The 13,210-nt window shown below is 72.0% G+C and carries 12 protein-coding genes and 1 pseudogene; 9 read left to right on the top strand and 4 right to left on the bottom strand.

What is annotated here, in order from left to right; genetic code table 11:
* The first annotated feature begins 59 nt into the window (after window positions 1–59).
* The 6 genes from rhaI to ACFWVE_RS17115 all read left to right on the top strand — a co-directional run bounded on the left by rhaI (window position 60) and on the right by ACFWVE_RS17115 (window position 7,866).
* Window positions 60–1,220: an L-rhamnose isomerase gene (gene rhaI / locus ACFWVE_RS17140; protein ID WP_384014369.1), complete on the top strand. Its 1,161-nt coding sequence runs from the start codon at window positions 60–62 to the stop codon at window positions 1,218–1,220.
* A gap of 124 nt (window positions 1,221–1,344) precedes the next feature.
* The gene (locus ACFWVE_RS17135) at window positions 1,345–3,384 is read left to right on the top strand and encodes a bifunctional aldolase/short-chain dehydrogenase (RefSeq protein WP_384014366.1); all 2,040 of its coding nucleotides are present in this window, start codon (window positions 1,345–1,347) and stop codon (window positions 3,382–3,384) included.
* Entirely contained in the window at window positions 3,381–4,835 is a 1,455-nt protein-coding gene (locus ACFWVE_RS17130) for a rhamnulokinase family protein (RefSeq protein ID WP_384014363.1), read from the top strand. The genes ACFWVE_RS17135 and ACFWVE_RS17130 overlap by 4 nt, the downstream gene beginning before the upstream one ends.
* 72 nt (window positions 4,836–4,907) lie before the next feature.
* The gene (locus tag ACFWVE_RS17125; RefSeq protein ID WP_384014360.1) at window positions 4,908–5,681 is read left to right on the top strand and encodes a (Fe-S)-binding protein; all 774 of its coding nucleotides are present in this window, start codon (window positions 4,908–4,910) and stop codon (window positions 5,679–5,681) included.
* A complete protein-coding gene (locus tag ACFWVE_RS17120; RefSeq protein WP_384014357.1) occupies window positions 5,678–7,228 on the top strand; it encodes a LutB/LldF family L-lactate oxidation iron-sulfur protein in 1,551 nt (516 codons plus the stop codon). The genes ACFWVE_RS17125 and ACFWVE_RS17120 overlap by 4 nt, the downstream gene beginning before the upstream one ends.
* Entirely contained in the window at window positions 7,225–7,866 is a 642-nt protein-coding gene (locus ACFWVE_RS17115) for a lactate utilization protein C (protein ID WP_384014354.1), read from the top strand. The genes ACFWVE_RS17120 and ACFWVE_RS17115 overlap by 4 nt, the downstream gene beginning before the upstream one ends.
* A 218-nt stretch (window positions 7,867–8,084) precedes the next feature.
* Here ACFWVE_RS17115 and ACFWVE_RS17110 read toward each other — a convergent pair whose 3' ends face one another.
* Complete coding sequence (locus ACFWVE_RS17110) at window positions 8,085–8,447, bottom strand: cupin domain-containing protein (protein ID WP_384014351.1); 363 nt, start codon at window positions 8,445–8,447, stop codon at window positions 8,085–8,087.
* Window positions 8,448–8,671: 224 nt separating this feature from the next.
* On the opposite strand from ACFWVE_RS17110, the gene ACFWVE_RS17105 reads away from it, so the two are divergent.
* Complete coding sequence (locus ACFWVE_RS17105; protein WP_384014349.1) at window positions 8,672–9,082, top strand: SRPBCC family protein; 411 nt, start codon at window positions 8,672–8,674, stop codon at window positions 9,080–9,082.
* Here the strand turns inward: ACFWVE_RS17105 and ACFWVE_RS17100 are convergent.
* The 3 genes from ACFWVE_RS17100 to ACFWVE_RS17090 form a co-directional block, all read right to left on the bottom strand.
* The gene (locus tag ACFWVE_RS17100; protein WP_384014346.1) at window positions 9,079–10,056 is read right to left on the bottom strand and encodes a threonine/serine dehydratase; all 978 of its coding nucleotides are present in this window, start codon (window positions 10,054–10,056) and stop codon (window positions 9,079–9,081) included. The two genes, ACFWVE_RS17105 and ACFWVE_RS17100, sit on opposite strands and share 4 nt — an antisense overlap.
* A gap of 104 nt (window positions 10,057–10,160) precedes the next feature.
* Window positions 10,161–10,745, bottom strand: a complete 585-nt coding sequence (locus tag ACFWVE_RS17095; RefSeq protein WP_384014343.1) for a sigma-70 family RNA polymerase sigma factor — start codon at window positions 10,743–10,745, stop codon at window positions 10,161–10,163.
* A gap of 326 nt (window positions 10,746–11,071) precedes the next feature.
* A complete protein-coding gene (locus tag ACFWVE_RS17090; protein ID WP_384014340.1) occupies window positions 11,072–11,800 on the bottom strand; it encodes a hypothetical protein in 729 nt (242 codons plus the stop codon).
* Window positions 11,801–11,922: 122 nt separating this feature from the next.
* Between ACFWVE_RS17090 and ACFWVE_RS17085 the strand changes: the two are divergent.
* A pseudogene (locus tag ACFWVE_RS17085) lies at window positions 11,923–12,342 on the top strand (respiratory nitrate reductase subunit gamma); the annotation flags it as partial.
* Entirely contained in the window at window positions 12,324–13,148 is an 825-nt protein-coding gene (ppk2, locus tag ACFWVE_RS17080; RefSeq protein WP_384014337.1) for a polyphosphate kinase 2, read from the top strand. The pseudogene ACFWVE_RS17085 and the gene ppk2, both read left to right, overlap by 19 nt.
* Window positions 13,149–13,210: the final 62 nt, after the last annotated feature.

The following is a 13,210-nucleotide window of genomic DNA, read 5'->3' as shown; positions in this document are numbered from 1 at the left end:
CCGTTTCAGTCAGCCGTTTATTAGTGGTCGATACGACCCGATGTCACAGGAGCCCTGACGTGACCGAGCTCGCCGCGGCGAAGGCCGCTCTCAAGACACAGGCCGTCGAGACGCCGTCGTGGGCGTACGGCAACTCGGGGACCCGCTTCAAGGTGTTCGCGCAGCAGGGTGTGCCCCGCACCCCGCAGGAGAAGCTGGACGACGCGGCCAAGGTGCACGAGTTCACGGGGGCCGCGCCCTCCGTCGCGCTGCACATCCCGTGGGACAAGGTCGACGACTACACCGCGCTGGCCCAGCACGCCGAGGACCGCGGTGTGCGGCTCGGCACGATCAATTCCAACACCTTCCAGGACGACGCCTACCGGCTCGGCAGTGTCTGTCACCCGGACGCGGCGGTCCGCCGCAAGGCGGTGGACCATCTCCTCGAGTGCGTCGACATCATGGACGCGACCGGTTCGACGGACCTGAAGCTGTGGTTCGCCGACGGAACGAACTATCCCGGCCAGGACGACATCCGCGCCCGCCAGGACCGGCTCGCCGAAGCGCTCGCAGAGGTGTACGAACGGCTCGGCGAGGGCCAGCGGATGCTGCTGGAGTACAAGTTCTTCGAGCCGGCCTTCTACACGACGGACGTCCCGGACTGGGGCACCGCGTACGCGCACTGCCTGAAACTCGGGCCGCAGGCCCAGGTCGTCGTCGACACGGGCCACCACGCGCCGGGCACCAACATCGAGTTCATCGTCGCCACGCTGCTGCGCGAGGAGCGGCTCGGCGGGTTCGACTTCAACTCGCGCTTCTACGCCGACGACGACCTGATGGTGGGCTCCGCCGACCCGTTCCAGCTGTTCCGGATCATGCACGAGGTGGTGCGCGGGGGCGGGTTCACCTCCGGGACCACGTTCATGCTCGACCAGTGCCACAACATCGAGGCGAAGATCCCGGCGATCATCCGGTCCGTGATGAACGTGCAGGAGGCCACGGCGAAGGCACTGCTCGTCGATGCGGGGGCGCTGGCCGCTGCGCAGGCCTCCGGCGATGTGCTGGGTGCCAACGCCGTGCTGATGGACGCGTACAACACAGATGTGCGGCCGTTGCTGCGGGAGGTGCGGGAGGAGATGGGGTTGGACCCCGACCCCATCGAGGCGTACCGGCGATCAGGGTGGGCCGAAAGGATTGTCGCGGAGCGGGTGGGTGGGGAGCAGGCGGGATGGGGGGCGTAAGCGTCCTCCTTGTCCTGTGCACCGCGGGCTGCGGGCTCGTCGTGGCTGATCGCGCGGTTCCCCGCGCCCCTGAAGGGGCGCGTTTCCCCTACGCCTCTTAGATTTCAGACAAGGAATGACGTTCATGTCGAACCATCCTCAGGCCGACGCCCTCCTCGCCCGTTCCCACCGGCTCGGTGCCGATCCCCGGAACACCAACTACGCCGGCGGGAACACCTCCGCCAAGGGCACCGCGCCCGATCCCGTGACCGGGGGTGATGTGGAGCTGATGTGGGTCAAGGGGTCCGGCGGGGATCTCGGGACGTTGACCGGGGCGGGGCTCGCCGTGCTGCGGCTGGACCGGCTGCGGGCGCTGACCGACGTCTACCCGGGCGTCGAACGCGAGGACGAGATGGTCGCCGCGTTCGACTACTGCCTGCACGGCAAGGGCGGGGCGGCGCCGTCGATCGACACCGCGATGCACGGGCTGGTGAAGGCCCCGCACGTCGACCATCTGCACCCCGACTCCGGGATCGCGCTCGCCTGCGCGGCCGACGGGGAGAAGCTGACCGCGGAGTGCTTCGGCGACACCGTCGTGTGGGTGCCGTGGCGTCGGCCCGGTTTCCAGCTCGGCCTGGACATCGCCGCGGTCAAGGAGGCCAACCCGCAGGCCGTCGGCTGTGTCCTGGGCGGGCACGGGATCACCGCGTGGGGCGACACCTCCGAGGAGTGCGAGCGCAACTCGCTGCACATCATCCGCACCGCCGAACGGTTCCTCGCCGAGCGGGGCGGGCCGGAGCCGTTCGGGCCGGTGCTCGACGGGTACGGGCCACTGCCCGAGGCCGAGCGGCGGGAGCGTGCGGCGGCTCTCGCACCGTACGTGCGGGCCCTCGCCTCCCAGGACCGGGCACAGGTCGGGCACTTCGACGACTCCGAGGCCGTCCTGGACTTCCTGGCCCGGGCCGAGCACCCGCGGCTGGCCGCGCTCGGCACCTCCTGCCCGGACCACTTCCTGCGCACCAAGGTCCGGCCGCTCGTCCTCGATCTGCCGCCGTCGGCCCCCGTGGACGAGGCCGTGGCCCGGCTGGAGGAACTGCACGCCGCCTATCGCGAGGAGTACGCCGCCTACTACGAGCGCCACGCCCTGCCGGACTCCCCCGCCATGCGCGGTGCCGACCCGGCGATCGTGCTGATTCCCGGCGTGGGCATGTTCAGCTTCGGCAAGGACAAGCAGACCGCGCGGGTGGCCGGCGAGTTCTACCTCAACGCGGTCAACGTGATGCGCGGCGCCGAGGCGGTCTCGACGTACGCGCCGATCGAGGAGTCGGAGAAGTTCCGCATCGAGTACTGGGCCCTGGAGGAGGCGAAGCTCCAGCGGATGCCCGGGCCGAAGCCGCTCGCCACCCGGGTGGCGCTGGTGACCGGTGGCGGCAGCGGGATCGGGAAGGCGATCGCGCGGCGGCTGGCGGCCGAGGGCGCCTGTGTCGTCGTGGCGGACCTGAACGGGGACAACGCGGCCGCGGTCGCCGAGGAACTGGGTGGGCCGGACAAGGCTGTCGCCGTGACCGTGGACGTGACGTCGGAGGAGCAGATCGCAGAGGCGCTGCGGGCGGCGGTGCTCGCGTTCGGCGGGGTCGACCTGGTGGTGAACAACGCCGGGATCTCCGTCTCCAAGCCGCTGCTCGAGACGTCCGCGAAGGACTGGGACCTCCAGCACGACATCATGGCCCGCGGTTCCTTCCTCGTCTCCCGCGAGGCGGCCCGTGTGATGATCGCGCAGCGACTGGGCGGCGACATCGTCTACATCGCGTCCAAGAACGCGGTGTTCGCCGGTCCGAACAACATCGCCTACTCGGCCACCAAGGCCGACCAGGCCCATCAGGTGCGGCTCCTCGCGGCCGAGTTGGGTGAGCACGGCATCCGGGTCAACGGCGTCAACCCGGACGGTGTGGTGCGCGGCTCGGGCATCTTCGCCGGCGGGTGGGGTGCCAAGCGGGCGGCGGTGTACGGGGTGCCGGAGGAGAAGCTGGGCGAGTTCTACGCGCAGCGCACGCTGCTGAAGCGGGAGGTGCTGCCCGAGCATGTCGCGGCCGCCGTCTTCGCGCTGACCGGCGGTGACCTCACCCACACCACGGGCCTGCACGTCCCGGTCGACGCCGGCGTCGCCGCCGCGTTCCTGCGATGAGCGCGGATGTGCGGCCGTACGCGGCGGTGGATCTCGGCGCGTCCAGCGGGCGCGTCATGGTCGGCCGCGTCGGCCCCGGCAGCCTGGAACTGACCGAGGTCCACCGCTTCCCGAACCGGCCGGTGCGGGTGCCCGAAGGGCTGCGCTGGGACGTCCTCGGGCTGTACGCCGGAGTGCTGGAGGGGCTGCGGGCGGCGGGCGACGGGCTCGCCTCCGTCGGCATCGACAGCTGGGCCGTGGACTACGGCCTGCTGGACGCGGACGGTGTGCTGCTGGGCAACCCGGTGCACTACCGCGACCGTCGTACGGAGGGGGTCGCGGAGAAGGTGTGGGCGACCCTGCCGGCCGGGGAGCTGTACGCGGCGACCGGTCTGCAGTACGCGCCGTTCAACACGCTGTACCAGTTGACGGCAGCCCGCTCCACGGTCCAACTCGCCCAGGCACGACGTCTGTTGCTGATTCCGGACCTGCTGACGTACTGGCTCACCGGTGAGCAGGGCACGGAGCTGACCAACGCCTCGACCACGCAGCTGATCGACCCGCGCACCCGCGACTGGTCCCACCCGGTCGCGGACCGGCTGGGCATCGACCTCTCCCTCTTCGCGCCGCTGCGGCAACCCGGTGATCCGGCTGGGGAGTTGCGGCCCGAGGTGCTGGAGGAGACCGGGCTGGCCGGGCCCGTGCCGGTGACGGCGGTCGGTTCGCACGACACGGCGTCCGCGGTGGCCGCCGTGCCCGCCGCCGGGGAACGGTTCGCGTACATCTGCACCGGCACCTGGTCGTTGGCCGGTCTCGAGCTGGACGCCCCGGTGCTGACCGAGGAGAGCCGCGCCGCCAACTTCACCAACGAGCTGGGCCTGGACGGCACGGTCCGGTACCTGCGCAACATCATGGGCCTGTGGCTGCTCCAGGAGTGCGTACGGGCCTGGGGCGAGCCCGATGCTCTGGGGGCGCTGCTGCTGGAGGCGGCCGGGGTGCCCGCGCTGCGGTCGGTGGTGGACGCCGGGGACGCGGCGTTCCTGGCGCCGGGGCGGATGCCGGAACGGATCGCCGAGGCCTGCCGTCTCTCGGGCCAGCCGGTGCCCGCCTCCCCCGCCGAGATCACCCGCTGCATCCTCGACTCGCTCGCGCTCGCGCACCGCCGGGCCGTCGAGGACGCCCAGCGGCTCGCCGGACGGTCGGTCGACGTCGTGCACATCGTGGGCGGCGGCACCCGTAACGCCCTGCTGTGCCAGCTGACCGCGGACGCCTGCGGGTTGCCGGTGGTGGCCGGTCCGACCGAGGCGGCCGCGCTGGGCAACGTCCTCGTGCAGGCCCGGGTGCACGGACCGGCCGGCGACCTGGCCGGGATGCGGCGCCTGCTCACCCGTACCCGGTCGCTGACCCGGTACGAACCGCGCGGCGGCACGCGGCGGTGGGAAGCCGCGCAGGCCCGGCTCGCCCGGGGCTGACCGGGGCCTCCCCCGCGCGGCGCCCGCGCACTACCCTGCACCCACCCGATGATCGATCCAGAAGGAGCCGCGATGCGTGTCGCCCTGTTCCTGACCTGCGTCAACGACACGCTCTATCCGGACACCGGGCGCGCCGTGGTGAAGCTGCTGACCCGACTCGGTGTCGAGGTCGACTTCCCGATGGCGCAGACCTGTTGCGGCCAGGCGCACTACAACACCGGGTACCGGCACGAGGCCGAGCCGCTGGCGCGGCACTTCTCCGAGGTCTTCGGGGACTACGAGGCGATCGTGACACCGTCCGGGTCGTGCGGGGCGATGGTGCGGGAGCTGTATCCACGGATGGGCGAGCGGGCCCGTGCGGAAGGGCGCGGAGACGCCCTCGCGGCCACCCTGGCACCGGTGGTGCCGAAGACGTACGAACTCACCGAGTTCCTGGTGGACGTGCTGGGGGTGACGGATGTCGGCGCGTACTACCCGCACACGGTGACCTATCACCCCACCTGTCACGGGCTGCGCTCCCTGGGGCTCGGCGACCGGCCCCGGCGGCTCCTGGAGGCCGTCGAAGGGCTGGAGCTGGTGGAGCTGCCGGGGGCCGAGGAGTGCTGCGGCTTCGGCGGCACGTTCGCGCTGAAGAACTCCGACGTCTCCGCGGCGATGGGCGCCGACAAGGTGCGCAGCGCCGAGTCGACGGGCGCGGAGGTGCTGTGCGCGGCGGACAACTCCTGTCTGATGCAGATCGGGGGGACGATGACCCGGCTGCGGACCGGCATGCGGTCGGTGCACATCGCGGAGATCCTGGCGAGCACGGAAGAGGGGACGGGAGAAGAGGAGGTGGCGGTCGTATGAGCGGTACGAGCGGAACGTTCGTCGGAATGCCGGCCTTTCCACAGGCCGCGCGGGAGGCGGTACGCGACACCACACTGCGCGGCAACCTCCGGCATGCCACGCACACCATCCGGGCCAAGCGGGCGAAGGCCGTCGCCGAGGTGTCGGACTGGGCCGAGCTGCGGGAGGCCGGCAAACGGATCAAGGATCATACGCTCCGTCACCTCGACGACCACCTGGTCCGGTTGGAGGAGTCGGTGACGGCCGCGGGCGGCACGGTCCACTGGGCCGTCGACGCCGCCGAGGCCAACCGGATCGTGACCGGACTCGTCGAGGAGACGGGCGAGTCGGAGGTCGTCAAGGTCAAGTCGATGGCCACGCAGGAGATCGAGCTCAACGAGGCCCTCGAGGCGGCGGGCATCCGCGCCTACGAGACCGATCTGGCCGAGCTGATCGTGCAGTTGGGCAGGGACCGGCCCTCGCACATCCTCGTCCCGGCGATCCACCGCAACCGCGGGGAGATCCGGGACATCTTCGCCCGTGAGATGAGCGGCTGGGGCCGCCCGGCGCCCGAGGGCCTCACCGACGCGCCCGCCGAACTGGCCGAGGCCGCGCGGCTGCACCTGCGGGAGAAGTTCCTGCGGGCCAAGGTCGGCATCTCCGGGGCCAACTTCATGGTCGCCGAGACCGGCACGCTGGTGGTGGTGGAGTCCGAGGGCAACGGGCGGATGTGCCTGACCCTGCCGGAGACGCTGATCTCGGTCGTCGGCATCGAGAAGGTCGTCCCGACCTGGCAGGACCTGGAGGTGTTCCTGCAGACCCTGCCGCGTTCCTCGACCGCCGAGCGGATGAACCCGTACACGTCCACCTGGACCGGCACCACCGACGCGGACGGCCCGCGCGCCTTCCACCTGGTGCTCCTGGACAACGGCCGCTCCGACACCCTCGCCGACGAGGTGGGCCGTCAGGCGCTGCGCTGCATCCGCTGCTCGGCCTGCCTCAACGTCTGCCCGGTCTACGAGCGGGCCGGGGGCCACGCCTACGGCTCGGTCTACCCGGGCCCGATCGGAGCCATCCTCAGCCCTCAGCTGCGGGGCACGGCAAGCGAGATCGACGCGTCCCTGCCGTACGCCTCGTCGCTGTGCGGGGCCTGCTACGAGGTGTGCCCGGTCGCCATCGACATCCCCGAGGTGCTGGTGCATCTGCGGGAACGGGTCGTGGAGGGCGGCCAGGTGGTCCGGGGCGGCAACAGGGTGGTGCTGCAGCCCGCGAAGGGCCACGCCGCCGAGCGCGCCGCGATGCGCGCGGCCCGCTGGGCGTTCTCGCACCCGGGTGCGCTGCGTACCGGCCAGCGTCTCGCCTCCCGCACCCGGCGCCTCCACCCGCGCGCCCTGCCGGGTCCCGGCCGCGCGTGGAGCGGGACCCGGGATCTTCCTCCGGTGCCGGCGGAGCCCTTCCGCGACTGGTGGCAGCGCACACGCGGGACCGGGGGTCCCCCCTCGTCGGACGCGGCCGGGACTCCGGCGAAGGACAAGGACAGGGCCAAGGACAAGGACGGTGACCGGTGAGCAGCAGGGAACGGATCCTGGGCCGGGTGCGGCGCGCCCTCGCCGACGTCCCGCGCACCGACGACAGGCCGTACGAGCAGGCTGTCCCCCGCGGTTACCTGCGCGAGCACGGTGACCGCACCCCGGCGCAGACGCTGGATCTCCTCGCCGAGAACCTCGCCGACTACCGGGCGGTCGTCCACCGCACCGGCGCCGACGGGCTGGCCGAGGTCGTCGCCGGGCTCCTGGCCGCACGCGGCTCGTCGTCGGTGCTCGTACCGCCGGGTCTTGACGAGAGCTGGCTCGCCCGGACCGGGGTGACACGGGTCGCGGACCGGGCGGAGAGCACCCCGCAGGAGCTGGACCGGGTCGACAGCGTGGTCACCGCCTGCGCGGTCGCCGTCGCCGAGACCGGCACGATCGTCCTGGACGGCTCCCCCGACCAGGGCCGGCGCCGGATCACCCTCGTCCCGGACCACCACATCTGCGTCGTCCGCGCCGCCCAGGTCGTCCCCTCCGTCCCCTACGCCCTCGAACGACTCGATCCGGCCCGTCCGCTCACCTGGATCTCCGGCCCGTCGGCGACGAGCGACATCGAACTCGACCGGGTGGAGGGCGTCCACGGCCCGCGCACCCTGGAGGTCGTCCTGGTCGGCTGATCCCGCGGCCGCCGTCCCGCCCCCGACACCGGCCGGACTCCAGCGGCTCGGGCACGAGACCGGCCGCGACCACGGACGGGGAACCGCCCTGGGCCCGCCTCGCCCGGTGCTCGGCCTTCGCCGCCCGGCCGGTCCCGGTCCGTTCGATCACCTTCGCCGTCGCTGCCTGCCTTCCTCCCTGAGGGTCACCACTGCCCTGCGCGCTCGTCCCGTGGGGGCTAGTCGGTGGCCTTCGCATAGCTCTGGGCCATGGCGCCCGCGAAGTCGTACACCACGACCTGTTCCTCGCCGACGACCCAGGCGTCGTGGCCGGGTGTGCAGACGAAGACGTCGCCGGGGCCGACCTCGCTCTCGGCGCCGTCGTCCATGCGGATGTGCAGCCGGCCCTGGAGGACGTAACCGTTGTGGTGGATCCGGCAGCTCGGGGTTCCGGCGATGGGTCCGACGGATTCGGACCAGCGCCACCCGGGCTCGAAGGCGGCCACGGCGAAGTCCAGTCCGGTCATGTGGACGGCTTCGAGGTGTCCCCTGGGGAAGTCCCGCCGCTCGTCCGGCTTGTCCAGTGTCTTGATCTCCAGCATGTCCCTGCTCCCTTCCGGCCGTAGCACCGCGCGGCCGGGGCCGGTCTCCGTCCGCGCGGCACCGGCGGGGGTCTCGGCCCCACCACTCCATCGTCCGTCCCTCAAGACGGGTACGCCATTCGAGTGACAGGGCCGGTACCGGTACGTCCAAGGGTCGCCCGGTGGGCCATACGTGTCCGATTCGTTCAAGAGGAGGCAGACGGTGTCCGGCTACCGTCACCGCCATGAAGAGCACCGGCAGGAAATCGCGCCACCTCAGCATCTGCATCGACCGCACCGTCGCCGATGTCTACGCCTATGCGTCACAACCGGCCAACCTGCCCGCATGGGCCCATGGCCTGGGAGGCTCCGTCGAAAGAATCAAGGGCCAATGGGTCGCGGAGTCCTCCCCCATGGGCCGGGTCGTGATCGCCTTCGCACCACGCAACGAGTGGGGGGTACTCGACCACGACGTCACGCTGCCTTCCGGGGAGACCGTCCACAACCCGGTCCGCGTGCTCGTCGACGGTTCGGGGAGTGAGGTGGTGTTCACCCTCCGCCGGCAGCCGGGGACGAGCGACGCCGCGTTCGAGCGGGACGCCCGCATGGTCGCCGCCGACCTGGCACGGCTCAAGGAGTTGCTGGAGACCGCCTAGGTGCCGGGGCCGCAGAGGAGGGCGAAGCGCGCGGCGTCGATGTTGCCGCCGGAGAGGATCACTCCGATCTTGCCCGGGAGGCGGCCGGCACGGCCGGCCAGGAGCGCTGCCAAGGGAGTGGCGCCGCTCGGCTCGAGGACGATCTTCAGCCGCTCGAAGGCGAACCGCATGGCGTGCCTGATCTCGTCGTCACCGACGAGGACGATCCCGTCCAGGAGCCTCTGGTTGACGGAGAACGTCAGTTCACCCGGCGTGTGCAGTGCCTGGCCGTCGGCGATGGTGCGCGGGACCGGGATGCTCACCCGGTGTCCCGCCTCCAGGGAGCGCTTGGTGTCGTCGCCTGCCTCCGGTTCGACGCCGGTCACCCGCGCCCCGGGGTACAGGCCCTTGACCGCGGTGGCGCTTCCGGCGATCAGTCCACCGCCACCGACCGGTGCGAGCAGCATGTCCGGCTCTCCGATCTCCTCGAGGAGTTCGAGGGCCGCCGTGCCCTGACCCGCGATGACGTGCGGATGCTCGTAGGGCGGGATGAGTGCCAGCCCGCGCTCCGCGGCCAGGGCTTCGGCGACGGCCACCCGATCGCCGGTGTACCGGTCGTAGGTGACGATCTCCGCGCCGTACGCCTCGGTGGCCGCCCGCTTCGACGGCGGGGCGTCCTCGGGCATGACGATGACAGCGGTGGTGCCGAGTTCCCTCGCGGCCAGGGCGACGGCTTGGGCGTGGTTGCCGGAAGAGTAGGCGGCGATGCCCCGGGACAACTGCTCGGAGGTGAGGCGGGAGGCCGCATGGTAGGCACCACGGAACTTGAAGGCGCCCACGCGCTGGAAGTTCTCGCACTTCAGGTGGACTTCGGCGCCGACGAGCGCGTCCAGGGTGCGGGAGCGCAGGACCGGTGTGCGATGGGCCACGCCCTCGAGGCGTGCGGCGGCGGCACGCACGTCGTCGAGGGTGACCGGCGGGGTGGTGGTCGTCACGCGTTGCCTCCGGGGCGTCGTCAGCCACTGGACCGACGGCCCAGGCTACTGCCCGGCCTTCCTCCGGCCGGGCACCGTGTCGCCGCCCGGCCGGAGGAAGGCCGTCACCCGTCGTCGGCCTCGTCCAGCCACCGCATCAACGAGACGCGGGCGCGGGCGACCCGTGAGCGCACCGTGCCGATCGGGCAGCCGGTGACGAGGGCGGCCTCCGCGTAGGGGAGACCGAGCATCTGCGTGAGGACGAACGCCTCCCGCCGGTCGTCGGGGAGCGCGTCCAGCAGCTCCGCGAGGACGACACCGTCGTCGAAGCCCGGCAGGTCGCACGGCTGGTTGCGTTCGGCGACCGCCTCCCAGTCCGCCGCGTCCGACAGGCGGGGACGGGTGGAGCTGTGGCGAATGCCGTCGATCACGGCCCGGCGGGCGATCGCCAGCAGCCAGGTACGGGCCGACGAGCGGCCCTCGAACCGGTGCAGGCTGCTCAGGGCCCGCAGGAACGTGTCCTGGGCCAGGTCGTCGGCGCTCTGCGGGTCGGCGCCGAGGAACGTCACGTAGCGGCGGACGTCCGGGTGCAGGGCGCGGACGAAGAGCTCCACGGCCTCGGCGTCTCCGTTGCGGGCGGCGAGCGCCCAGGCGGTGATCGACTCCTCTTTCTGCTGTTTCCGTGGGGGAAGCAGGGCAACAGTGCTCACCTGCGACTGTCCTTCCGGGAGTTCCGGCACCGGCAGCCGAATCCGCGTCGGCGCGTCGCGCCCTCGGCGTACGCGGGCAGCGGTACGGCGTGGCCGTATCCGCGTGACGCTGTGCGCGCGAGCGGTGCGACCGGCGCGGCAGGCACGACGACCCGACGGGTGCGACGCGGCGGTGCCGGTGAGGGGTGGGGTGACGGCCGGGCACGGAAGCGCCCGGCCGGTGCCCGGGGCGGGGAACACCGGCGGCCGACGGCCCGACTGCGCGAGTGCGCGTCGATCCGTCGGTCCGCGCCGGGCTCCGGGATGCCTCGGGGAACCGGCTGTCGTCAGACGACAGCGACCCCGGCGGGCGGACCCCTAGTGGCGATCGCGTGGGTGAGGAGGAGCCGGCGCGGCATCCGGTCCCGGCCGGCGCGGCGCGCGCGGACGCGTGGGCGGTCCGGCGGCGCGGGCAACCGCGGCAGCAGTCCACGCAGCGGCGCGAGCAGCCGGCCGGCGAAGGCGCGCAGGATACGGAACGCCGCGCGTTCGCCGTGTGCGAGCCAGAGGGCGCACACCAGCGCGGCCAGCAGGTGGGCGGCCAGCATCCCGGTCGACGACATGCCGTCCGTGGCCATGGAGTGGGCGGCGTGGGCGGCGTGGTCAAAGTACGCGACATGCGGGGTGCCAGCCGTCCCGCCCCCGGCCCCGCCGCCCCCCATACCGTCACCCATGGACTGGGGCGCGGCGTGCGGGCGCATCAGCAGGCTGCCCAGTCCGCGCTCGAGCAGCGAGCCTCCGTCCGACGGGTCCGGGTGGACGAGTGCCTGGGCGAAGGCGAACAAGGTGTGCAGGGCGGTCTGCGCGGCCACCGCGACGGAGCCGACCGGCCACGGCCCGCGCTCGCGGCCGGCCAGGAGCCAGGCCGTGACGCCGGTCGCCGCCGCCCCTGCCGCCAGGGCCCACCAGGGCACCGCGGTCTTCGACATCAGGACGTGGCCGAGGGCGGCGAGCAGCACACAGACAGCCGCGAACACCGCTGCCCGTACCGTGCGAGAACACCACCCACTGGTCATGGCGGACTCATCCTCACATCCGGATCTCGAGCGTCACGTGGTGGTACGGACATTGTCCCGGTGCCCGACTCAATCGAGGTGACGTGATGCGCGCCACATTCATGGGCCTGCCCGGGCGGTCACCGCACAACGTCCTCGGCGAGGGCTACGACTACCGCTCCATCGTCTCCGTCTGGTTCCGCGGCCTGTTCGCCCTCACTCCGAAGCCCGAGGCGATCGCCGACGCCCCGCTGCTGTTCCAGCTCCACGCGCCGACCGCCTGCCCGCTCTTCGCGGTCTGGCCGTTCACCCGCCTGGTGCACGTGTGGAGCGCGCCGGTCGGCTACCTCGTCCGCCCGTACGTGGTCTACCGCCGCCGCGCCGGCCGCCCGGTTGCCGCCGCCGCGCCGGATGCGCGGATCCTCGCCGGTCAGTACGGTGGCGTCCGGGTGTTCGACCTTGGAGACCTTGGAGACCTTGGAGACCTTGGGCAGAGTGACCCGGCCGCCGACGGCTCGGGTCACCGGGCGGTGGAGGCGGCGGCATGGCCGGCAAGAAGGTGACGAAGCTGTCCCGTGCGGCGTACGAGAGCGAGCTGCTGCGGCTGCAGACGGAGCTGGTGAAGCTCCAGGAGTGGGTGCGGGCGGAGGGGGCCCGGCTGGTCGTCGTCTTCGAGGGCCGGGACGCCGCGGGCAAGGGCGGCACCATCAAGCGGGTCACGGAGCACCTCAACCCGCGCGTGGCACGGATCGCGGCCCTGCCCAGGCCGACCGAGCGCCAGCGCACCCAGTGGTACTTCCAGCGCTACGTCGAGCATCTGCCGGCCGCCGGCGAGATCGTGCTGTTCGACCGGTCCTGGTACAACCGCGCCGGCGTCGAGCGGGTCATGGACTTCTGCACGAAGGAGGAGTACCAGCGCTTTCTGCGCCAGTGTCCGATCTTCGAGCGGATGCTGGTGGAGGACGGGATCCTGCTGCGCAAGTACTGGTTCTCGGTGAGCGACACCGAGCAGGAGACACGGTTTCGCAAGCGGCTGGAGGATCCGCTGCGCCGCTGGAAGCTGTCGCCGATGGACCTCGAGTCGATCACCAACTGGGAGGCGTACTCCCGGGCCAAGGACGCGATGCTGGTGCACACCGACATCACCGAGGCACCGTGGTACATCGTGGAGAGCGACGACAAGCGCCGCGCGCGGCTGAACATGATCGCCCACCTGCTGGGCACGGTGCCCTACCAGGAGGTGGAGCCGCCGGTCATCGAGCTGCCGGAGCGCCCGCCGTCCACCGGCTACCAGCGTCCGCCCCGCGATCTCCAGACGTACGTCCCCGACCACACGGCCGGCCTCCGACCCGGGGACCGGGTGACATGACCATGTGATGCCCCGGCCGCCCGGACATTCACCCCCTTCGTGCATGATCGGTGGTGGCCCCC

Origin of the sequence: Streptomyces sp. NPDC058632 (assembly GCF_042717095.1) — a bacterium.
Taxonomy (GTDB): domain Bacteria; phylum Actinomycetota; class Actinomycetes; order Streptomycetales; family Streptomycetaceae; genus Streptomyces.
This window is presented reverse-complemented; position numbering and strand designations above follow the sequence as displayed.

What these genes read in the sequence shown, in the direction of transcription:
- ppk2 (WP_384014337.1), top strand. Translation starts at nt 12,324, where the DNA reads ATGGCCGGCAAGAAGGTGACGAAGCTGTCCCGTGCGGCGTACGAGAGC.
- ACFWVE_RS17130 (WP_384014363.1), top strand. Translation starts at nt 3,381, where the DNA reads ATGAGCGCGGATGTGCGGCCGTACGCGGCGGTGGATCTCGGCGCGTCC.
- ACFWVE_RS17120 (WP_384014357.1), top strand. Translation starts at nt 5,678, where the DNA reads ATGAGCGGTACGAGCGGAACGTTCGTCGGAATGCCGGCCTTTCCACAG.
- ACFWVE_RS17090 (WP_384014340.1), bottom strand. Translation starts at nt 11,800, where the DNA reads ATGACCAGTGGGTGGTGTTCTCGCACGGTACGGGCAGCGGTGTTCGCG.
- ACFWVE_RS17110 (WP_384014351.1), bottom strand. Translation starts at nt 8,447, where the DNA reads ATGCTGGAGATCAAGACACTGGACAAGCCGGACGAGCGGCGGGACTTC.
- ACFWVE_RS17135 (WP_384014366.1), top strand. Translation starts at nt 1,345, where the DNA reads ATGTCGAACCATCCTCAGGCCGACGCCCTCCTCGCCCGTTCCCACCGG.
- ACFWVE_RS17125 (WP_384014360.1), top strand. Translation starts at nt 4,908, where the DNA reads ATGCGTGTCGCCCTGTTCCTGACCTGCGTCAACGACACGCTCTATCCG.
- ACFWVE_RS17105 (WP_384014349.1), top strand. Translation starts at nt 8,672, where the DNA reads ATGAAGAGCACCGGCAGGAAATCGCGCCACCTCAGCATCTGCATCGAC.